General features: G+C 48.7%; 17 protein-coding genes. 10 read left to right on the forward strand and 7 right to left on the reverse strand.

All coding sequences use genetic code 11. The features are described 5' to 3' along the window. The first annotated feature begins 1 nt into the window (after position 1). On the forward strand, positions 2–1,039 hold the full coding sequence (locus B2Q61_RS06825) for an ABC transporter ATP-binding protein (RefSeq protein WP_290619376.1): 1,038 nt from the start codon (positions 2–4) through the stop codon (positions 1,037–1,039). Positions 1,040–1,078: 39 nt separating this feature from the next. Here the strand turns inward: B2Q61_RS06825 and B2Q61_RS06830 are convergent, their stop codons facing one another. The 3 genes from B2Q61_RS06830 to B2Q61_RS06840 form a co-directional block, all read right to left on the reverse strand. Next, positions 1,079–1,813: a substrate-binding periplasmic protein gene (locus tag B2Q61_RS06830; protein ID WP_290619374.1), complete on the reverse strand. Its 735-nt coding sequence runs from the start codon at positions 1,811–1,813 to the stop codon at positions 1,079–1,081. 184 nt (positions 1,814–1,997) lie between these two features. Further along, positions 1,998–3,167, reverse strand: coding sequence for an E22 family MetX-like putative esterase (locus tag B2Q61_RS06835; RefSeq protein WP_290619372.1), 1,170 nt, complete (start codon positions 3,165–3,167; stop codon positions 1,998–2,000). 10 nt (positions 3,168–3,177) lie between these two features. Continuing rightward, positions 3,178–4,479 (reverse strand): GntP family permease, encoded by a 1,302-nt coding sequence (locus B2Q61_RS06840; RefSeq protein ID WP_290619370.1) that lies wholly within the window; start codon positions 4,477–4,479, stop codon positions 3,178–3,180. 154 nt (positions 4,480–4,633) lie between these two features. On the opposite strand from B2Q61_RS06840, the gene B2Q61_RS06845 reads away from it, so the two are divergent. Next, on the forward strand, positions 4,634–6,955 hold the full coding sequence (locus B2Q61_RS06845; protein ID WP_290619368.1) for a TonB-dependent receptor: 2,322 nt from the start codon (positions 4,634–4,636) through the stop codon (positions 6,953–6,955). A gap of 70 nt (positions 6,956–7,025) precedes the next feature. After that, positions 7,026–7,679, forward strand: coding sequence for a response regulator transcription factor (locus B2Q61_RS06850; protein ID WP_290619366.1), 654 nt, complete (start codon positions 7,026–7,028; stop codon positions 7,677–7,679). A gap of 14 nt (positions 7,680–7,693) precedes the next feature. On the opposite strand, the gene B2Q61_RS06855 is transcribed toward B2Q61_RS06850, so the two are convergent. Together B2Q61_RS06855 and B2Q61_RS06860 are read right to left on the reverse strand one after the other, a co-directional pair. Then, positions 7,694–11,179, reverse strand: a complete 3,486-nt coding sequence (locus B2Q61_RS06855; RefSeq protein WP_290619364.1) for a PAS domain-containing hybrid sensor histidine kinase/response regulator — start codon at positions 11,177–11,179, stop codon at positions 7,694–7,696. A 43-nt stretch (positions 11,180–11,222) separates the two neighbouring features. Further along, positions 11,223–11,972 carry a 3-hydroxybutyrate dehydrogenase gene (locus tag B2Q61_RS06860; RefSeq protein ID WP_290619362.1) on the reverse strand — a complete coding sequence of 250 codons (750 nt, stop codon included), beginning with the start codon at positions 11,970–11,972 and terminating at the stop codon, positions 11,223–11,225. Positions 11,973–12,395: 423 nt separating this feature from the next. On the opposite strand from B2Q61_RS06860, the gene B2Q61_RS06865 reads away from it, so the two are divergent. From B2Q61_RS06865 to nagP, 4 genes are all read left to right on the forward strand, one after another. Next, positions 12,396–13,997 carry an AbgT family transporter gene (locus tag B2Q61_RS06865; RefSeq protein WP_290619360.1) on the forward strand — a complete coding sequence of 534 codons (1,602 nt, stop codon included), beginning with the start codon at positions 12,396–12,398 and terminating at the stop codon, positions 13,995–13,997. 232 nt (positions 13,998–14,229) lie between these two features. After that, positions 14,230–14,940, forward strand: coding sequence for a SapC family protein (locus tag B2Q61_RS06870; protein ID WP_290619358.1), 711 nt, complete (start codon positions 14,230–14,232; stop codon positions 14,938–14,940). 62 nt (positions 14,941–15,002) lie between these two features. Then, the gene (nagA, locus tag B2Q61_RS06875; protein WP_290619356.1) at positions 15,003–16,175 is read left to right on the forward strand and encodes an N-acetylglucosamine-6-phosphate deacetylase; all 1,173 of its coding nucleotides are present in this window, start codon (positions 15,003–15,005) and stop codon (positions 16,173–16,175) included. Between the two features lie 48 nt (positions 16,176–16,223). Continuing rightward, positions 16,224–17,519, forward strand: coding sequence for an N-acetylglucosamine MFS transporter NagP (gene nagP, locus B2Q61_RS06880; RefSeq protein ID WP_290619354.1), 1,296 nt, complete (start codon positions 16,224–16,226; stop codon positions 17,517–17,519). Between the two features lie 10 nt (positions 17,520–17,529). Here nagP and coaD read toward each other — a convergent pair whose 3' ends face one another. Next, positions 17,530–18,015: a pantetheine-phosphate adenylyltransferase gene (coaD, locus tag B2Q61_RS06885; protein WP_290619352.1), complete on the reverse strand. Its 486-nt coding sequence runs from the start codon at positions 18,013–18,015 to the stop codon at positions 17,530–17,532. A gap of 119 nt (positions 18,016–18,134) precedes the next feature. Here coaD and B2Q61_RS06890 point away from each other — a divergent pair, with 119 nt between their 5' ends. The 3 genes from B2Q61_RS06890 (at position 18,135) to tdh (ending at position 21,180) form a co-directional block, all read left to right on the forward strand. Further along, positions 18,135–18,800 (forward strand): TetR/AcrR family transcriptional regulator, encoded by a 666-nt coding sequence (locus tag B2Q61_RS06890; protein WP_290619350.1) that lies wholly within the window; start codon positions 18,135–18,137, stop codon positions 18,798–18,800. Positions 18,801–18,943: 143 nt separating this feature from the next. Further along, positions 18,944–20,140: a glycine C-acetyltransferase gene (locus tag B2Q61_RS06895; RefSeq protein WP_290619348.1), complete on the forward strand. Its 1,197-nt coding sequence runs from the start codon at positions 18,944–18,946 to the stop codon at positions 20,138–20,140. 14 nt (positions 20,141–20,154) lie between these two features. Then, complete coding sequence (gene tdh / locus B2Q61_RS06900; protein ID WP_290619346.1) at positions 20,155–21,180, forward strand: L-threonine 3-dehydrogenase; 1,026 nt, start codon at positions 20,155–20,157, stop codon at positions 21,178–21,180. A gap of 45 nt (positions 21,181–21,225) precedes the next feature. Here tdh and dusC read toward each other — a convergent pair whose 3' ends face one another. Continuing rightward, the gene (gene dusC, locus B2Q61_RS06905) at positions 21,226–22,173 is read right to left on the reverse strand and encodes a tRNA dihydrouridine(16) synthase DusC (RefSeq protein ID WP_290619344.1); all 948 of its coding nucleotides are present in this window, start codon (positions 22,171–22,173) and stop codon (positions 21,226–21,228) included. Positions 22,174–22,201: the final 28 nt, after the last annotated feature.

Genomic DNA, 22,201 nt, shown 5'->3' on the forward strand with positions numbered 1-22,201 from the left:
CATGTTAGTTCTGGATAAGCTGGCGGTGGCCTATGGCCCGCATGTGGTGGTAAAAGATGTTAGCCTGTCGCTGGCCGAGGGCCAGATTGGTTGTTTAGTCGGACCGTCGGGCTGTGGTAAAACCACCTTGCTGCGGGCCATCGCCGGCTTCGAACCGGCAGCCAGTGGCAGTATCAGCCTGCAACAGCGTCTGGTTAGTGATCAGCAGACGCAGTTAGCCACTGAGCAGCGTCGTGTTGGCATGGTATTTCAGGACTTTGCCTTGTTTCCGCACTTATCAGTTGCTGATAATATTAGCTTTGGCTTACAGGGGCAAAGCAGTAAGTTTAAGCAAGATAAAGTGAAGAAGCTGCTCCAGCTGGTAGGCTTACCCGATTTGGCCAACCGTTATCCACATCAGTTATCCGGAGGACAGCAGCAGCGAGTCGCTCTTGCCAGAGCGTTGGCGCCAGAGCCGAAGGTGTTGCTGCTGGATGAACCCTTTTCCAGTCTGGATGCAGAATTACGTGAAGCCCTGGCCCGGGATATAAGGCAGATTTTGCAACAATTAAAAATTACCGCAGTAATGGTTACTCATGATCAGTTTGAAGCTTTTACCATGGCCGATATGGTGGGGGTAATGCAACATGGCAAGTTACAGCAATGGGCGACACCTTACGAGCTTTATCACAAACCCGCCAGCCGCTTTGTCGCCGACTTTGTTGGCCGGGGAGTGATGCTGCCTGGTGAAATGCTCGATGCCAGGCGGGTCCAAACCTGTCTGGGTATTTTTAACCAGCGTTATCTGCAAAATGCCAATAGTGGTGATAAGGTGGATGTGTTGATCCGCCCGGATGACATAGTGCATGATGACGCCAGCGGTATTACTGCAAAGGTGCTGGAAAAGTCTTTTCGCGGCTCACACATTCTGTACACCCTGGCACTGAGTGGCGGTGAACAGGTATATTGTTTAGCGCTAAGCCATCATAATCACGCCAACGGTGAGCACATCGGGATCCGGCTCGACCTCGATCATCTTGTTTTATTCCCACGTATCTAGTCTGATAAAGTTTAGTCTGGCTGGTTATCAATTAATATTTTATGGCAGCAGCGTCTCAATAATTTCCTGGTATTGGCCGGATGCCCTTAGTTGCTGTAATCCGAGATTAAAGCGCGCTATCCGTTGCAAGTTGGCGGGATCTTTCTTTGATAAGACCAGATACATCGGCCGAAGCTCCAGCTCTGGTGTTAACCAGTCGAGCTGTTGTTGATAGTGCGGTAATTTATGCTCCAGTATGTGCAGCGCTGTCATCAAATCGACCGGAACTAAATCGACCCGTCGCAACGCCAACATAGCCAGAGCCTGCTCATCGGTTGCGACACTAATGGTTGTAATGCCACTTTCAAGCAAGCCAGCCGGTTGCTCATAGCCCTGAACTATTGCTAACCTGCGGTGCTGGCGACTGAGTTCCTGATAATTCCGATAGCGGATGGTGTCAGCTTTGCGTTTAAAAAACACAATCCTATTGGCGTAAAGTGGCTGTGAGTAAAAGAAATGGGAAGTGCGTTGTTCACTGTACCAGGCTGCGATTAAACCGGTGTAATGCCCCTGCTGACTTTCATACAACGCTCTGGCAAAAGGTAAAAACTCGACTTCCAGTTGCATGCCTTGCAAAGCAAACGCCTGGCGGATAATTTCGATAGTTGCGCCCTGATCTATAAGCTGCTGCCCATAGTGCGGAGCATAATTGCTGCTGGCTAAACGAATGATCTCGGCATTGGTAGCAAAGCTGGTGACTGCTAAAAGCAGTAACAGCTTAAAAAACTTCAGCATTATGCAGCATCCTCAAAATAACTATTTCGCTATCAAGAGTGTCACATATTTTTACAGTGAAAGGCGGCGGTCACTGAACAAATCAATAAAATATCAAATCTATGTCAGTAAATAATACCAGTAAATAAAAAGGGACACCCTATCTAAGCGGCATCCCATCCAGGAACGGTAAAGATGTTAAATGTTACTCAGTTTCGAGAAACTTACGGATAGTATCAGCGACTGCACTAATGCCGACGACGCCATCTAAATGACCCCATATGCCGGGTATTTCTGCGTACTCCACGGTTTTACCGGCCGCTTTCATCGCTTCGACGCTGGTTTTAGCCATATGGGGTAGCAGTAACTGGTCGCCACTGGCGGGCAAAAACAAGGTGTTAGCTTGTACCCGACTTAGCGCCTGTTGCCAGTTGTCGCCCATTCCGGCGCGGTATAATTGTGACGCCCGGATAAGATACAAAATATGATTCGCATCCTGCATTTTCGCACGAACTTTAGCGTGAGCCATCAACTGATCCCAGGCCGAGAAGCTGGCAAGAATATCCTGGTGCGGAGCTTGATCGGTATAAGGCGCTGGGTAGCGCATATTAAAACCAATAGGATAAACCGCATCCTGAATAATATAGGCGAGGGTGGTGGTTAAGCCTTGTTCTGGCTGACCATGCTGATAATAATCACCACCACGCCATGCCGGGTCTTGCTTAATGGGGTAAGCCCAGCGTTCTAATCTAACAGCAGCCCAGGCGTCAATATAAGCGGTGCCGATAACCGGTATTAAGCGCTCTACGCGCTCCGGGTAACGGGTAGCCCACTCAATAGCCTGAAACGAGCCCATTGACCCCCCCACTACCGCATGCAATTTATCAACGCCCAGGCTATCAAGCAGGGCTTTTTGCACCTCAACAAAATCACCTATAGTAACAACCGGAAAACTTAACCCATAAGGCTTACCGGTGGCAGGGTTAATGGTAGCCGGCCCGGTAGTAATCACATTTGGGTCGAACACATTGGCATTAACCAGCGTATCCACGCTAATCACATAATATTTGTTGGTATCAATCGCTTTGCCGGGGCCGATAATGGCGTCCCAGTAGCCGGGAGCGGCGTCAGCCTCAGAATATTTGCCAGCAGCATGCGAGCTACCTGAAAAAAAATGGGTAATCAAAATGACATTTGATTTATCAGTATTAAGCGTGCCATACGCTTCCCAGCCCACTTTCACCGGATTTATCAGTGCGCCATTTTCGGTTTTAAAGCTCTTGATTTCAAATAGTTGTTTTTCAACCAGCATGGCCTGGCTGTTATAACCAGCCAGTAGAAAAGTCAGTAGTAATAACGTATTTAATAATTTCATTTAATCATCCTTAAAACCACTGAAACAAGGTAATTGCCAGCACTACGCCTAGTAACGGCATTAATACGCTGACTACTGCCATTGGCCAGTAGGCGTTTTGATGGGTTTCACCACAGATAGCACGAATAGTGGTAACCACATAGCCGTTATGCGGCAATGAGTCGAGCGCACCGGATGAAATGGCGACTACCCGGTGTAGCTGCTCTGCATCTACTCCGCGGTCTAAATAAGTTGGTGCAATTTCTGGCAACGCAATAGCCTGGCCGCCGGAGGCGGACCCCGTTAAACCGGCAATAGCACTGACGGCAACGGCTGCGCCCACTAATTCGGGGCCAGGTAGGTGAGTCATATAATCAACAACGCTGCTAAAGGCGGGCGTTAATTTAGCAACACTGCCAAAGCCGACCACGGCGGCAGTGTTGCCAATTGCCAGCAGGGCACCCAGCACACCCTCGTTGGTGGCGGCGGCTGGGTTAGCCAGAAAGCGGAAGTTGAGTAAATATAGACTGACTACGCCCCCAGCCAGCGCAATAATCAATGCCGCTTGTTGCAACGCATCGTGCAGTAAAAAGGAGGTGACTAATACTACCAGTAATGGAATAAGACCAGTTAACCAGTGAGGTAAGGGTTTGTCAGTTAAGGTAGGATCGCTGGCGCGCTGGATAAAGTGTTCACCATTTTTGACGGCCTTTTTAATCATCCACATCAGACTGAAATAGCCGCCTACCGCCATAAATAAAGCCACCACGATACTGACTTGCCAGCCGGCATAGGGTGTTGTTCCCAGATAGGCTATCGGAATCCAATTTTGAATTTCCGGCGAACCGGCAGAGGTCATGGTAAAGGTAACTGAGCCCAACGCTAAGGCCGCAGGAATAAAGCGCCGTGGTAAATTAGCGCCTTTAAATAAGCTGACCGCCATCGGGTAAGCCGAAAACGCCACCACAAACAAACTGACGCCACCATAGGTTAGCACGGCACAGGCCAGCACTATGGCCAGTACCGCGCGGGTGTGGCCCAGTCGTTTTACAATCGCCAGCGCCACAGCATCGGCTGCGCCGGTATGCTCCATTAGTTTGCCGAACAACGAGCCCAGTAAAAACATTAGAAACCAGGCAGCAACAAAAGCTGCAAAGCCATTCATATAGCCGTGAACAAAATCAACCTTATCAGCTACTTGCCAAAATGGAATACCATTGCTGGCAGCGACCAGTAGCGCACATAATGGTGCGGTAATAAATAAATTAAAGCCACGCATGGTAAATACGATCAGTAGCCCTAAACCCAGTAGTAAGCCAAAGATACTTAACATCGGCAAATCCTTGTTATCATTTTCAGCTAGTCTGATACAGCTTGGCGATGGCCACCATAGTACTAAGGTACAGGTTAAAAATTCTGCGTTTAAGCCTACAGTAAGGACACTGGTTAGTACCACATTTTGCAATCAATCAGCAGGAGAGCCAACGATGGCCAATAACTATAAGAATGCACAGCACAAGTTTACCCGCCCGGCCCTGAAACCCAGCCTAATCGCGCTTGCTATCAGTAGCTGCCTGGCAGCACCTGTTTTCGCGCAGCAACAAGCTGTTGACGCAGACGAAAAAGAATTAAAACTGGAAAGAATTGAAGTAACAGCACGGCGCACGGTTGAAAGTCTGCAGGAGGTCCCGGTAGCGGTGACCTCTATCGGCGCTGACGATATTGCGCAGCGTGGTTTAGCCTCGATAGTCGAAGTTCAGCAGTTTTCACCCAATACCACGTTACAAGCCAGCCGTGGTACTAACTCAACTTTGACTGCGTTTATTCGTGGCGTCGGCCAGGAAGATCCACTTTGGGGTTATGAACCAGGCGTTGGTATATATATCGATGACGTTTATGTAGCACGGCCACAGGGTGCGGTGCTGGACATATTAAACGTTGAACGGATTGAAGTACTGCGCGGCCCGCAAGGTACCTTATATGGTAAAAATACCATTGGTGGTGCACTGAAATATGTTACCCGGGAAATGACCGGTGACATGGATTTTTCAGTAAGTGGCACTGTGGGGAGTTACAACCAGCGTGATGTCAAAGTTACCGGCCAGATCCCATTAATTGCCAATACTCTTTATTTAGGTGTCGGCTATGCTAATTTGCAGCGCGATGGCTATGGTGAATTTCTGATCTCAGATTTGCCAAATCAAGACAGAGAAAACTACAACAAGGACTTACAGGCACTGCGTCTGACTTTAGAGTACCGCCCAGTGGACAACTTGTTTTTCAGGTTGAATTACGACAAAACGGAAGATGACTCTAATGCCAAAGGTGGTTTCAGATTATTGCCCAGTCTGTTAACTGATGCTCCGGTACCTGATAGTGTCTACGACTCTTACACCAGTATGCCTACTGAGAACAAGGTAGAAACAGATGGTATCAGCTTAACTGCGTCGTGGGATATCAACGATAATTTCACCTTAAAGTCTATTACGTCGCAGCGGACAAGTTATTCGCCAACCAATATCGATTTTGACAACACTTCGTTGCGGATATTTGACGTACCGGCCATTTATGACGATGAAAACTTTACTCAGGAACTGCAATTAAATTATCAGACTGATGGTTTTAAAATGGTATCAGGCCTGTATTACTATACTGCTGACTCCTGTGGCGTGTTCGATGCTATTCTGGAGGTGCTCGGCCAAGGTGCCTTCGGTACACCAGGCTTAACCCGGGAAGTAGGGGGGTGCAGTAACACTGACAGTTCTGCCGCCTATGCTCAGGGTAGCTACGATTTAACCGATAAGTGGTCAATCACCGCGGGTTTACGCTATACCAAAGATGAAAAGGAAGCGACGGTACGCAACGGTCTGATTTTTGACACTGTGTATCCGGAAACCGGTTGGATACCAGGTTACGTTCGGCCTGATGGTTTAACCACGCCAGTTGTGCTGGATGATAAAGAAAGCTGGAACAAGCTGACCCCGAAAATTGGTATCGAATACCAACACAGCCGGGACATGATGTTATTTGCCAGCTTCAGCCAGGGCTTTAAATCAGGCACCTTTAACCCAAGAGCAACCGTTGCCGAACCTGCAGCTGATCCAGAAACCGTAAACTCATACGAAATTGGTATGAAGAGTGACTGGAATGATAGTCTGCGCGTAAATGCCACTTTGTTTATGCTTGATCACGAAGACCGCCAGTATATTTCAGTTATTCCCGATCCGGATGATGCATCTGCGTTAAATCAGCGTTTGGGTAACGTTGGTAAATCAGAAGCGACGGGTGCAGAACTGGAAGTGACCTGGCTAGCCAGCCGCAATCTGAACATTTATGCCAATATTGGTTTAATTGATGCGAAGTTTGAACAAGCACTTACTTTTGATCCAGTAGAAGGCGCTGTTGATATTTCTGACCGCTTCACTATTACCAATACCCCGGAAACCACCGCTAACGTCGGTTTCAATTACGATATGATGACCGATTTCGGTGATGTTATTCTAACCGGTAACTATGCGTATCGCAGTGACTATGACCTGGTTGAGCTGGACAACTTGTTGTCGCAGGATGCCTATGGCTTGTTGAACCTGGGTGTGACCTGGTTGAGTAAGAGCGGCCAGTGGCGCGTAGGATTGCATGGTAAAAACCTGACCGATGAGCAATATTTAATTGGTAACTATGCGTTTATCGCGCCAGATCCGGCTAACCCTGGTCAGTTTATTCCGGGTTTAGGTGGTGACAATACCTTAATCGGCTATTACGGTGCACCGCGTGAAGTCAGTTTAACTGTGGCTTATCGTTTCTGGTAAGTTAAAAAACCTTGCCGGGGCGCAAGCCCCGGTTCATTATAGTGAGCCCATGTGCTCAGAAGTAAATGTTATGATAGCCATCATCGCCGATGATCATCCTTTATTCCGGGTTGCCTTAGCCCAGGCCTCCTCGGCTATTTTAGGCAGCGATGCCCTGTTATTACAGGCCCAAACCATGGAGCAAGTCTGGCCGTTGTTGCGCCAGCACCCCGATACTCATTTTATCTTCCTCGATTTGAAAATGCCCGGCTCTGACGGTTTTACCGGCCTAAGTGCGTTGCGTACTGAATATCCTGACGTGCCGGTAATTATGGTGTCGGCTGAAGAAGACCCGGTCATTATTAAACAAGCGCTGGCATTAGGTGCTGCCGCTTATATTCCGAAGTCGGTACCACTGGAGTTGCTGTCGGATGCGGTTAGCGCCGTATTAAACGGCGACAGCTGGCTGCCGCCGGGCCTTGCGGACGATGTTAAAAATGCTAAGCCATTAATCGACAATGATTTTGCCGAGCGTCTGGAACAGCTAACTCCGCAGCAATTCAGAGTGTTAAAAATGATTGCTGACGGCTTACTGAATAAACAAATTGCTTATGAGATGAATGTGCAGGAAACCACTATTAAGCAGCATGTCTCGGCAATTTTGCGCAAGTTAAACGTTAATAATCGCACTCTGGCGGGCATTATGTTTGAAAAGTTGCGCCTGCCTGAAAGCTATACCGGTTAGCTTGCATTTAGTCGTTAATTTCTTAGTAAGCGCTGAAATAAGCGTTTTAATGCTGCAGGCTTCAGCGGTTTCAGTAAAAAATAAAAACCACCATTTAATGCCTGTTCCCGTATGTGCTGATCATGATCCGCTGAGTGAATAATGACTGGCGCATTCAGGGCAAAATGACTGGCAAGTTGTTCAGCAACAGCGACACCCGTGGCGGCGTTATCCAGATGATAATCAAACAGACATAAATCAGGTTTTAGGCCCTGCCGAATAGCGGCTAAGGCTTCGCCAGGCTGGCTGACCGCGGTAACCTGGCATTGCCAGCTGCGCAGCAGCGCACTAACCGCACTGAGTAAATGAGCTTCATTATCTAACAACAAGATTTTTTTACCTGCAAAACTGGCACTAATTTCACTGATTGCAGGCGGTAAGTGGGCCGAGCTGAGTGGCGTGGCTGCCCGTGGCAACGTTAAACTGAAGCAGCTGCCTTTGCCGGGTACGGAGTGCACACTAAGTGTATGACCTAAAATGGCACTGATCCTATGCGCTATGGCCAGACCCAAGCCCAGACCTTTCTGATCTGGCTGGCTACCTTGTTGAAACTCCTCAAATATGCGCTGCTGATCCGTTTTTGCAATGCCGACACCGGTATCAATAATGTGGATTTTTAGCTGCTTGCCCGATCGTTTTACCCCCAGAATTATTTTTCCCTCTGTGGTGTACCGCACGGCATTTGCCAATAGATTTTGCAAAACCCGCTTCACAAGTTTACGATCAGTTGTTACCCATAACGCGCTGCTATGAATGCTGAACTGCAACCCTTTTTCTGCAGCAAGCGCTGCCGCATCGCGACCGATATCTTCCAGAAGCTGGCTTATCGCAACCGGTTGCAGGTTGGCTTTAATTACCCCCGAATCCAGCTTGGTTAAATCCAGAATAGCGGTCAGCAGCTCTTCTGCTGAATTAAGTGAATTAGTCAGGTTGGCACTGAGCTGGCGTAGTTCAGGGGTGGTACTTTGCTGACGAAGCAAGCCAGCGAACAGGGCCGCAGCGTTAAAAGGCTGCATCAGGTCATGACTGGCTGCAGCAAAGAAGCGGGTTTTAGCCGCAGTACTGGCTTCCAGTTGCTGCTGGGTTAGTTGTAACTGCTGATTTAGCGTTTGCAATTCAAAAGTGCGCTCACTGACCCGTTGTTCCAGTAAGGTATTACTTTGTTCCAGTTGTGTTTGCACCTCGACAAACGAGCTGATGTCGGTATAGGTGGTAACAAAGCCACCACCTGGCAGCGGGTCACCCTGCATCTCAAATACCCGGCCATCTTGTTGCTCGCGCTGAAATTTATAGCTGCTTCCCTGACGTAAATAACTCAGTCGTTTACTTATCTCTGCTTCAATGTTTTCGCTGTCAATTAAGCCCCGCTGCAGGTTAAAACGAATGACCTCTGCTACTGGCTTGCCCACTTCAACCATGCCTGTCGGGTAGTTGAACATATCAATATAGCGCTGGTTCCAGGCGATGATCCGTAGGTCAGCATCGACGACACTGATGCCCTGGCTAATATTATCAATGGTTGACAGCAGCAGAGCCTGATTAAACTGAAACACCTGACTGGCTTCGTCAACAAAACGTTCTACCGTTTCCATCGGTAGCTGCGCATGTTTGCCCGCCGCATCCATAATCAGCCGCATTGATGCACCGCCGACGACAGCAGCAAGGCTGCGCTCTGCAGCCTGAACCAGGTTAAGCGGAGCCAGCTGGTTTTGCGCAGGGTTGGGATCTTTTAAATGGCGCAGTAACAAACGTCGGGCTTCTTTTTCACCGGCAAAACGTTTTACCAGTAGGTAGCAATCCTGAATGCTCAATTTCAGACTGCGGCGATTGTCACTACTTAGCTGGGTACGTAAAAAGCGGCCACTTTCCAGCCACTCACTTACCCGGGTGCTACTAAACCGGCTGACCAGTATTACCATCAGACAATTCACCGACAAACTGAGCAACACGCCTAAACTCAGCGGGTCTGCCTGCCAGCCAAATAATTGTTGTGGTGCCAGCCATGACAAGCTAAAAGGTCCCTGGCTAAGCCAGGTAGAGCTCATCAGGCCTGCTCTGCTGATTTCTGGAAATAAGAGAATGTAGGCCCACACCACAGCGCCGCTAAGTACACCGGCAATCGCGCCCTGGCGGTTGACCTTGCGGGACAGCAAGCCAAGAATAAGCGCTGGTGCCAATTGCGCCACCAGAGCAAAGGCCATTAAACCAAGCTGGGCCAGCCCGGTTTCGGTACCTATAAACCGATAATAAATAAAGCCCAGTGCCATTACGGTCAACATGGCCGAGCGGCGCAGCGTCGCAACTTTAACTCTGTTCTGCTGTTCCTTTTGCAGCTGAGTGCTGCGATAAATAAAGGGTGCCAGCAATTCGTTGGTGATCATAATTCCCAATACGACCGTGGCGACTACTACCATACTGGTGGCGGCAGAAAACCCGCCCAGATAAGCAAGCAGGGCAATGTCGGTGCGATTTGCTGCCAAGGGCAACTGTAATACTACTACGTCAATATTGGCATCGCTGCCCAGCAACATCACGCCGGCCAGTGCCAGCGGCAACGTAAAGATACTCATCAGCAACAAGTAAAGCGGAAAAATCCAACGGGCGCTGCGCAGGTGGCTCAGCTTCTGGTTTTCAACAAAACTGACATGAAACTGACGCGGCAAGCATAAGGTGGCAAAAAAGCCAAGCAAGGCATGCAACCAGTAAGCATGCATCGGCAAAGCCTGCTGGCGCAGCTTACTGATCGCCGGGTCGACAGCCGCATTGTTAAAGATACTGGCAAAGCCGTCAAACATCCCAAAAACCACAAAACAGCCAATGGCCAGCAGGGCCAGCAGCTTTATCAGTGATTCAAAGGCAATAGCGGTCATCAGCCCGGGGTTGGGCTGGTGCGCCCGGGCGCTTTTGCTGACAAACAGCAGCGCAAATACCGCCATCCACAGGCTGACATAAAAGCCGGTATCGGTATACCAGTGCTGGCCCACTTCTGCCTGTACCAGAGTATTAATGCTGGTTGAGACGGCATGCAACTGCAGGGCGATATAAGGAATAACCGCCATTATCAGAATTAAAGTGATCAGAACTGCCAATGAGCGGGAATGGCCAAAGCGGGTGGCAATAAAATCCGCTACAGAGGTGATACGATAACGCCGGCAGGCAATAGCAATGCGGGCAATGAGTTTAAACCCAAACCAGAACAGAATAAATGAGCCGATGTAAGTAGGGGGGATCCACCAGCCATTGACGGCGGCCTGTGCTGTGACACCATAAAAAGCCCAGGAGGTACAATAAATAGACAGGGCAAAGCTGAATATCCATGGCGCCAGCGGATGCCGGGCTGTAATGCGTCTGCCAAAGCGGCCAACACTGAATAAAATCAGCAGGTAGATCAGCGAAATGGCGGCAATGGTGGCTAAGCCAATGCCGCTGCCATTTTCAATCATTTGTTGAGGAGACGTCATTAAATACTCATCAGCCGATTGTGCCTCAGTTCCCGTCGCAGTGCTAGCGGGCTGTCCAGCCACCATCGATGATTAGCGTCTGTGCGGTCATGTGGCGGGCACCGTCCTGACACAGAAACGCGGCCATTTCGGCTATTTCGCTAACGTCGATAAAGGCTTTCTGTGGCATCGGGGCCAGCATAATCTGCTCGATCACCTGTTGCTCGGTCAGGTTATGTTCTTTCGCCTGGGCGGCAATTTGTTGCTCGACCAGCGGCGTTTTAACGTAAGCCGGGCAAATGGTATTAATCGTCACATTTTTGTCGGCATTCTCCAGCGCAACAACTTTACTAAACCCCAACAAGCCATGTTTGGCAGCAACATAAGCTGACTTAAACGGTGACGCTATCACCGCGTGAATGGAGCCAATATTAATGACCCGGCCAAAATTATTACTACGCATATGGGGTAACATTGCCCGGGTGAGCATGGCGGGTCCGGTTAACATAACACTAAGTAACAGTGCCCATTTTTCCGGTGGAAAATCTTCCAGCCTTGCAACATGCTGAATGCCGGCATTGTTAATCAGAACGTCGGCCGGAAATCGGCTGGCACAGTGTTCAATTGCCTGTTGATCAGTAACATCGAGTACACAGTAGTCTGCGTTAATGCCCTGCTGATTCAGCTCAGCGGTTTTTTGCTGCAACAGTGTTTCGTTTAAATCAGCTAACACTACCTGATAACCCGCTTTGCCAAAATGACTGGCAATAGCAAATCCAATGCCGCCGGTGCCACCGGTGATGACTGCACGCATAAGGTTACTCCTGAATTAATTAATAGCTTATGCTAGGCAGCCATTACCCTACTTACAACGGTACTTTAGTGCTATGAAAGCGATGAGTGTGATGAAACCAAAGCAGAACACTGCCGGCTTACCCCGCAGATTGTTGGTACAGCAAAAAATGAGTCACGTTATTTATTGTTTTCCGCTGTGAATTGGCCGTATAGCCTTTGCTATCACAGGTTCAGACTTTGCGGTCAGCCGTTCCTGTGATAGATTTGGCCGATAAATACTATAAAAAGTCAGCTTAAGGGGCCGCTCAGGCCTGATTAAGCCCGAATATATCAGGCTCTTGCGCTATTTTTCTGCTGGGAGCCTTAAAATAACTAAAAAGCGATTAACTACTTCCAGATAATAAGCAATGTTATCTGTGCTTTGACCAAGAGGAATTCATTTATGACAAACGCTGGTAAAACACCTGCCCCGGCAGCACCCAAGCGTGGCTGGTTTACCCGTTTTCTTGATACGGTAGAGTGGTTGGGGAATTTATTACCCCATCCGGTTACCTTATTTGCCTTATTTGCTGTACTGGTTGTTGTCGGCAGCGGTGTGGCCTCCTATTTTGATTTCAGTGCTATAGACCCGCGGCCTGAGGGCGCAGCAGGGCGTTCAGCCGATGGCATTATCCGGGTAGTAAGTTTGTTCAGTGTTGAAGGCTTACAACGAATTATTGCCAATTTAGTGACGAATTTTACCGGTTTTCCGCCCCTTGGCGTGGTCTTGGTGGCATTACTGGGGGTTAGCATTGCAGAGCACTCTGGCCTTATCTCAGCCGCTATGCGTGGCCTGGTGATGAATGCCTCGCCACGAATGGTAACGGTTACGGTTGTGTTTGCCGGTATTGTTTCAAATACAGCGTCAGAGCTCGGTTACGTAGTACTTATCCCGATGGCCGCGGTAATCTTTCACTCGCTGGGGCGCCACCCGCTGGCCGGTTTAGCCGCCGCTTTTGCCGGGGTTTCCGGCGGTTACAGTGCTAATTTGTTTATTGGCACGGTAGACCCGTTGCTGGCTGGCTTTACTACGTCAGCGGCCAACCTGATTGACCCGTCCTATGTTGTTGGCCCGGAAGCAAATTGGTACTTTATGATTGTCAGTACCTTTGTTATTGCCACGTTAGGCGCCATTGTCACCGAAAAAATTGTCGAACCCAAACTAGGTAAATACAATGCTAACGAGGCGTCGATTGACTTGGGCGCGCAACAGCTTGATAAACTCACTCCGCGGGAAAAATTAGGTTTAAAAGGTGCTGGCCTGGCTTTTTTACTGCTAGCTGTTTTATTAGCGTTAAGCATAGTGCCGGAATGGGGTATTTTACGTAATCCTGAAACGGGTGGCGTACCGGATTCGCCTTTTTTGAAAGGGATTGTGGTCTTTATTTTTGTTACGTTCGCTATACCCGGTTTTGTATACGGCAAAATTGTTGGCACCATGAATACCGATCGTGATGTGATTAATGCGATGTCAAAAAGCATTGGCTCGATGGGCTTGTATATTGTGCTGGTGTTTTTTGCCGCGCAGTTTGTGGCCTTTTTTGGCTGGTCGAATATGGGGGCCATATTTGCGGTAAAAGGGGCCACTGCTCTGCAGGAGATGGGGCTAACCGGGCCACTGTTGTTTGTATTTTTTATTGCCATGTGTGGTTTTGTCAACCTGATGCTGGGCTCGGCATCGGCACAATGGGCGATTACCGCACCCATCTTTGTTCCCATGTTGATGATCGTTGGTTACTCGCCAGAAGTGATCCAGGCAGCTTACCGGATTGGCGATTCGGTAACCAATGTGATTACGCCTATGATGAGTTACTTCGGTTTAATTCTGGCTGTGGCGGCCCGTTACAAAAAAGATATGGGACTGGGGACATTAATTGCCACCATGCTGCCGTATTCGATGGTGTTTTTTATCGGCTGGACCGTTTTGTTTATTTTGTGGGTGTTTGTTGCCGGTTTTCCGGTAGGCCCGGGCGCGCCGACCTATTATGAGTTTAGTGCGGGTTAGCGATAATCAAAATTAAAAAACCGCTGATATCAGCGGTTTTTTATTTTCCAACGTTGGCAATGACCCGCTGAGCAGCAATAGCGACATTCAGCAGTTGATTCACAGGCCAACTTCACGCAAGATAACGTCGGTACGCCAGTAAGGAAGACGGTGTCAGCAGGCCAGGCCGCTGAGATTAAAAAAACATCGCAATCTATTGGTATCTTAAAAATCCCATAACAATGAGTTATCTATGGAACAGAATAAAGTAGTAGCGCTAAATAAAGAACAACATGCAAAAACCAAAATCAGCAATGTAAATGCATTAAGCCATATCGCTGATCAGCACATGCTGCCTGTCGTTGTCCAGGAGTTTGTGGTGGCGGGTGCTGAATTTCCGGTGGTATTTGTTAAAGATGAACAGAATGACAGCTTTCAGCCAGTGGTTTTATTAGGTCTGGCCTCAAATCAGAATCTGGTGATTCAGGATGGTAAATGGCAGGCACTTTATATGCCACGTGTAGCGCGTAATTACCCTCTGGTGCTGGTCCAGCCTGAAAAAGATAGTGATCGGTTAATCGTAGCAGTAGATGAATCCTCTGAGCGAGTGAATGAAACTGAAGGTTTTCCATTATTTAAAGATGATGGCAGCGAAACCGATTATCTGACCGACCGCAAGAAACAAATGGGTGAGTTTGTTGATTTTAGCCGGATGACCCGCGGTTTCAGCCAAAAGTTAAAAAGCCTGGATCTGATTAAAGAGCAGGTATTAACCATCACGGTCGAAGGTGAGCCGCGCAATATTAACGGCATTCACATGATTGATGAGAAAAAGCTGAATGAGCTTAGTGATGACGTATTTCTTGAACTACGCAAGTTAGGCTTCCTAACGGCGATTTATGCACATTTGATGTCATTGCAACACACGCAGAAGCTGGTGCAAAAACTGGTAAAGCCAGCTTAATAGCCACCCGGCAATTAAAAAAACGGCACCTGTATTGGTGCCGTTTTTGCAAGCGGAACAACATGATGAAATTCAATACTGAACATAGCAGCAATACCGGTAGCCTGGCAGTTTCCTCGCTGTTTGATGGCACGCACTGGCACAGCAATGTCGAGCTGCACTGGCAACAGGGCAAGATTATTAACATCAGACCGGCTGCCGGTCCTGTGCTGACCGCGACCCTGGTACCGGGCTTTATTGATTTACAGGTAAATGGCGGTGGTGGTTTGTTATTTAACAGCGCGCCAACTGTAGCTACTTTACGGACCATAGTGCAGGCTCATAGTCGCTTTGGCAGCACTGCCATTCTGCCAACCATCATTACTGACAGTATCAGCGTAATGCAGCAGGCTGCTGATGCTATTGCTCAGGCAATTGCCACGGCTGAGCCTGGTATTATTGGTGTGCACTTTGAAGGGCCACATTTAGCCGAGCCGAAAAAAGGCGTGCATCCTGCTAAGTTTATCCGCGAACTTAGCGCAGAAGAGTTTGCAATATATGGCCGTAATGATATCGGTATTAAACTGGTAACGGTGGCGCCCGAACATGTCAGTCCTGCCCAAATACGACAGTTGGTTGAGCTGAAAGTGATTGTCTGTCTGGGGCACTCTAATGCCGATGCAGCGACGGTGCAGGCAGCTTTGGCTGCCGGTGCCACTGGTTTTACCCATTTGTACAATGCCATGTCACCTCTAACTTCCCGCGAACCTGGCATGGTGGGCGTAGCCCTGGCCGATAGGAATAGCTGGTGTGGGGTGATTTTTGATGGCCATCATATGCATCCGCTGGCCGCTAAAGTGGCGCTGGCCGCCAAGCCGGCCGGAAAATTATTGCTGGTTACCGATGCCATGGCACCAGTGGGCACTACAGACACCGAGTTTGCTTTTTTTAGCGGCAAGGTGCGGCGCGAGGGCTCTAAACTTACCGACGACGCTGGTCGGCTGGCCGGTTCAGTACTCGATATGGCCAGCGCAGTGCGTTATGCGATTGACGCCCTGGCAGTGTTGCCTGACGAAGCATTACGCATGGCGTCGTTGTATCCGGCACAGGCATTGGCATGTGATGGTGCCCGTGGCCGTTTAGTTATAGGGCATCAGGCGGATATGGTATTGCTGGATAGGCATTATCAGGTACAACAAAGCTGGATTTCCGGGCAACTGGTGTTTGGTAGCGCTTTGCCAGTGAATAACAGCTGACTGCGCCGACGACAAGCTCAATAGCATTAACAGTAAAGGAATATATAAATGACAGCAGCGCAGTCAAGACGCCACAGTAGCGTTATGCCAATGGTCATAGTGGCGATATTATTTTTTGTTTTAGGCTTTGCAACCTGGTTAAACGGGTCTTTGATGCCCTACCTGAAACAGATGCTTGATTTGACACCATTGCAGGCGTCGTTAATTTTATTTTCCTTTTATATCGCCGTGACCTTTACTGCTTTACCTTCGGCCTGGCTTATCGGCAAGGTAGGTTATAAAAATGGTATGGCACTTGGCATGGCCATCATGATGCTGGCCGGTTTGCTTTACATTCCAGCAGCCCAGACGCAAACCTTTGCATTATTTTTGCTGGCGCAACTTGTGATTGGTGCCGGGCAAACGTTACTGCAAGCAGCGGTAAATCCTTACGTTGTGAAAATTGGTCCCCAGAGTACTGCTGCAGTGCGGATAAGCATTATGGGGATTTTAAATAAAACGGCCGGGGTAGCGGCGCCAGTGGTTTTCACCACCCTAATGGCCAGCAGTTTCGCCAGCAGTGCACCCAATATGTTGCTGAACCAGAGTCAGATCGATGTTATGGCCTCCGGTTTGGTACTGCCGTATCTTGGACTGGCAATATTTTTAGGCATACTGGCATTGGCAGTGAAGTTCTCGCCATTACCGGAACTTACCAAAGAAACATCCCATGGCACGGGTTTTGCGATGTTAAAGGCGGCGTTAGCCAAACCTTCACTAATGTTGGGTGTTATGGCGCTTTTTGTATATGTTGCGGTTGAGGTTATCGCTGGCGACACTATTGGCTTATTTGCGTTATCGCTGGGCGTTGAACGCTATACGGTGATGACGTCCTATACTATGGGCTGTATGGTGCTGGGGTATGTACTGGGTATTTTACTGATACCCCGGCTGTTATCACAGCAAACGGCACTGGCTAGTTCAGCCGTGTTAGGCCTGATATTGACCATGGCAGTCGCGTTTGGGAATACTGAAACTTACTATATTGCTAATGCGCTGCTCGTACCTTTTGGTGGTTTTGCTTTACCCGATACCTTAATGTTTATCGCTTTATTGGGTCTGGCCAACGCTATTGTCTGGCCAGCAGTTTGGCCCCTGGCGTTATCAGGCCTTGGCCATCTGACGAGTATAGGGTCGGCCTTGTTAATTATGGGTATTGCCGGTGGTGCTTTCGGACCATTGTTTTGGGGCTTGTTGAGTGGCACGGGCCTTGGGCAACAGGGGGCATATCTGGTCATGCTGCCTTGTTACGCGCTTATTTTATTTTATGCGGTAAAAGGCCATAAATTGCGCAGCTGGCGTTGATAACTCCGTTTCAGGCTTTACTGAACTTCGCTTTTAACGCCCGCTCTACATGAACGGGCACAAAACTACTGATGTCGCCGCCATGCCGGCACACTTCTTTTACCAACGTCGATGAGATAAAAGTATTCTTCTCTGACGGGGTCATAAATAAACTGTCCAGCTCCGGGTTTAGTTGCCGGTTCATACTGGCTAACTGAAACTCATATTCATAATCAGCCACCGCCCGCACCCCACGCAGTAACACCTGGGCATGCTGCTCTTTTGCAAACTGTGCCAATAAGCCGGAAAAGCCAATCACCTTGACGTTAGAGCAATTGGCAAATGCCTGCTCAGCCAGCTGCACCCTTTCATCCAGACTAAACAGGGGCTGCTTACTGGGGTTTGAGGCAACGCCAACCACCACTGAATCAAACAGCCTGGCGGCACGGAGTACGAGATCACTGTGGCCATTGGTTAAGGGGTCGAAGGTACCTGGGTAGATGGCTTTTACTTTCATATTAGGATGCTTATGTTGTCGCCACCTGACACCACAAAAGCGCAAGCGACTAGAGTTTTAAGTCAGTTTGGCGTTACTATAGCAAACTACTATACCAATAAAGAAGCTTAGCTATTCAGATGGAAAAAAAGCTCAGAACCAAAGATAAAATTCTGCAAGCCAGTATCGCATTGTTTAACGATGTGGGCGAGCGTCAGGTTACCACCAACCATATTGCGGCCCATTTGGGGATCAGCCCGGGTAATTTGTATTACCATTTTCGTAATAAAGAAGACATTGTCCGGCAAATTTTTAAAGAGTATGCCAAATTGCTGGATACCCGGATAAAACCGCCTTCGGCGCAAACCGAAGCGCTGGATGCCCTGGCCGAGTACCTCGATGTGGTGTTTGAACTGATGTGGCGCTTTCATTTTTTCTATGCCAATTTACCTGATATTCTGGCGCGCGACAGCGCATTGCAACAAGATTATGCCAGGGTGCAACAAGGGGTGCTGGAGCGGGTTATCTCAGTGTTAAAAGCCCTGAAAACTAAAGCAGTAATTGAAATTGCAGATGAAGATATTGCCGACTTTGCCCATAGCATTAAGCTGCTGGTTACCTTCTGGATCAGCTATCTGAAAACGCAGGCACCGGATAAACCGATTAATCAGGCCAGCGTGTATCAGGGAGTGCTAAAAGTGCTATTGTTATTTAAACCTTATGCTACCGCTCAGGCATTGCCACGAATTACCAAATTGCAGCAACACTATGCCCAGTTAGCCCTAACAGAGCAGACCACTATCTAGCAGCCGGCAACACTGTATCTGTTTATTTACAGCTGCTCAGCTGCCAGTTGCTACACTTAACCACTAAACGCTGCATGGCAGCGTCTTAACCATTACAATGTGCATCTTTACATCGCTCAGACCATCGCCAACCAGGAGGCCGCATGCGCAACAGCGCTTTTCTGCAACACTTACAACACCAGATTGAAGACGTCACCGCTGAAGGATTATTTAAAGCTGAACGGATTATTTCCTCGCAACAGCAAGCAGATGTCACGGTAGGCGGTTCGCAAGTGCTGAATTTCTGTGCCAATAATTACCTGGGCTTAGCCAATCATCCGGATTTAATTAACGCGGCAAAACAGGGGCTGGACAGCCACGGTTTTGGCGTGGCGTCAGTACGTTTTATCTGTGGCACCCAGGATATTCATAAGACGCTGGAAGCCAAAATCAGTGCGTTTCTGGGTACAGAAGATACCATTTTGTACTCGTCTTGCTTTGATGCAAATGGCGGTTTATTTGAGACTATCTTAAGTGCTGAAGATGCCGTTATTTCCGATGCGCTGAATCATGCGTCCATCATTGATGGCGTGCGGTTATGTAAGGCAAAACGCTATCGGTACGCCAATAATGATATGGCTGATCTGGAAGCCCAGTTAAAGCAAGCCGATGCTGACGGCGCCCGCTTTAAACTGATTGCCACCGACGGCGTGTTTTCCATGGATGGCATTATTGCCAATTTGAACGCGGTATGTGACTTAGCCGATAAATACAACGCCATGGTGATGGTAGATGACAGCCATGCGGTAGGTTTTGTCGGTAAAAATGGCCGTGGCACCCATGAGTATTGTGATGTTTTAGAGCGGGTTGATATTATTACCGGTACGCTGGGCAAAGCTCTGGGCGGGGCATCTGGCGGTTATACCTCAGGTAAAAAAGAAGTGATCGCCTGGTTGCGTCAGCGCTCACGACCCTATTTATTTTCCAACTCATTAGCGCCTTCAATTGTTACCGCGTCGATTAAAGTATTAGAAATGCTGGCGTCGGGTGATGCGCTGCGTGCCAGATTGTGGGATAACGCAAATTATTTCCGTGCACAAATGAGTGCCGCAGGTTTTACTCTGGCCGGTAAAGACCATGCCATTATTCCGGTCATGTTGGGGGATGCTAAAGTAGCCGCAGAAATGGCAAAACGCATGCTGGCAGAAGGTATTTATGTGGTGGGATTCTCGTTTCCGGTGGTGCCAAAAGGCCAGGCACGGATCCGAACTCAAATTTCAGCAGCACACAGTAAAGCACAACTGGACGAGGCAATTGCTGCCTTTATCCGGATTGGTAAAGACATGGGCGTGATCGCATAAGGGCGGGGCGTAAAATGAAAGCATTAGCAAAGTTAAAAGCAGAACCGGGTATTTGGCAAACTGAGGTAGCTAAACCAGAAGTTGGCCCGAATGACGTATTAATTAAAATTAAGAAAACCGCGATATGCGGTACCGACGTCCACATCTATAAATGGGATGAATGGGCGCAGAACACCATTCCGCATGGCATGGTCGTTGGCCATGAGTATGTGGGCGTGATTGAAGGGATGGGCTCAGAGGTACGTGGTTTTAAGATCGGTGACCGGGTATCGGGTGAAGGCCATATCACCTGTGGCCATTGCCGTAATTGTCGCGCGGGCAGGGTACATTTATGTCGTAATACTACTGGTGTTGGTGTTAACCGTCCTGGCTCTTTTGCTGAATATCTGGTGATCCCGGCATTTAACGCATTTAAACTGGCGGATAATATTCCGGATAATATTGCGGCTATTTTCGACCCGTTCGGTAACGCCGTTCACACCGCGTTGTCGTTTGATTTGGTAGGTGAAGATGTTCTGATAACCGGAGCTGGCCCTATTGGGATTATGGCCGCCGCGGTGGCGCGCCACGTAGGCGCACGCCATGTGGTGATTACTGATGTGAATCAATACCGGCTCGATTTAGCGCTGAAAATGGGTGCTAGCCGGGCAGTTGATGTCAGTAAGGACAATTTAAAAGAGGTTATGAAGGAACTCGGCATGACCGAAGGGTTCGATGTTGGACTGGAGATGTCTGGTGTGCCGTCGGCGTTTCGCAGTATGCTCGATACTATGAACCATGGCGGCAAGATTGCTATGCTGGGTATTCCGCCGTCTGATATGGCAGTAGACTGGAATAAAGTAATCTTTAAAGGCCTGATGATTAAAGGCATTTATGGACGCGAGATGTTTGAAACCTGGTACAAAATGGCCAGTTTAATTCAATCCGGCCTCGATTTAACCCCAATGGTAACCCATGAAATGCCGATGGAGCGCTTTCAGGAAGGCTTTGACATTATGTGTTCCGGCCAGTCAGGTAAAGTTATATTGAATTGGTCGTAGCGGATTAGTTAAAGACAGCAGGCAACAAGAGTTTGCCTGTTAAACTTAAACTTCTGCTTTGGTAAGCGCTGAGTTTAACAAATTCAGAATATCAGCGCTTTTGCTGAGTAATCTTAATTGTTGAAATAAACCCGCGGCCTGCGGGTACTGCAGTTTTAAATAACTAAACCACTGCTTAACCCTGTTGGCATAGTATTTTCCTTTATCGCCGGTAATTTCGAACTCTGAATAATTCATTAGCAGTTGCAATACCTGCGGCCAGGGCATAACAGGCTGCTGTTGCTTAATGGTTTGCGCCAGGTTGGGCATGGCCAGGGCACCCCGACCGAGCATAATATCCTGGCAATTGCTCTGCTGCTGACACTGTACGGCATCAGCGGCAGACCATATCTCGCCATTGGCTATCAGTGGGATAGCAACATGCTGTTTTATTTTGGCAATCCAGGGCCAGTAAGCCGGTGGCCGGTAGCCGTCGCTTTTGGTGCGGGCATGCACAGCCAGACTGCTGGCGCCTGCAGCGCAAATAGCCTCGGCGTTTGCCAGCGTCAGGCTGGTATCATCATAACCGAGTCTAATTTTAGCGCTGACCGGATATTTGGCGGGCACGGCGTCACGTACTGTTTTAACGATTTGATATAACTGCTCTGTTTGTTTTAGCAGTACGGCACCACCACGGCTTTTATTGACCGCTTTTGCCGGGCAGCCGAAATTAAGGTCGACACCAGGTGAGCCCAGCTCAACCGCTCTTACTGCATTTTCTGCCAGCCAGTTGGGTTCTTGCCCCAGTAACTGTACCCGCACGGGTGTGCCGGAAACCGTTTTACCGCCTTGCGCTAACTCCGGGCAAATCCGCTGAAACACCCGTGCTGGCAAACATTGGTCAACCACCCGGATAAACTCGGTGACACATAAATCATAGCCGCCAATTTGGGTTAGCATTTCCCGCATCAGGTGATCTACCACACCTTCCATTGGCGCTAACACAATTTGCATAAACCCGTCCTACTAAAAGCTACAGCGG

The sequence above is a fragment of the Arsukibacterium sp. UBA5043 genome, assembly GCA_002415085.1.
Lineage (GTDB): Bacteria > Pseudomonadota > Gammaproteobacteria > Enterobacterales > Alteromonadaceae > Alishewanella.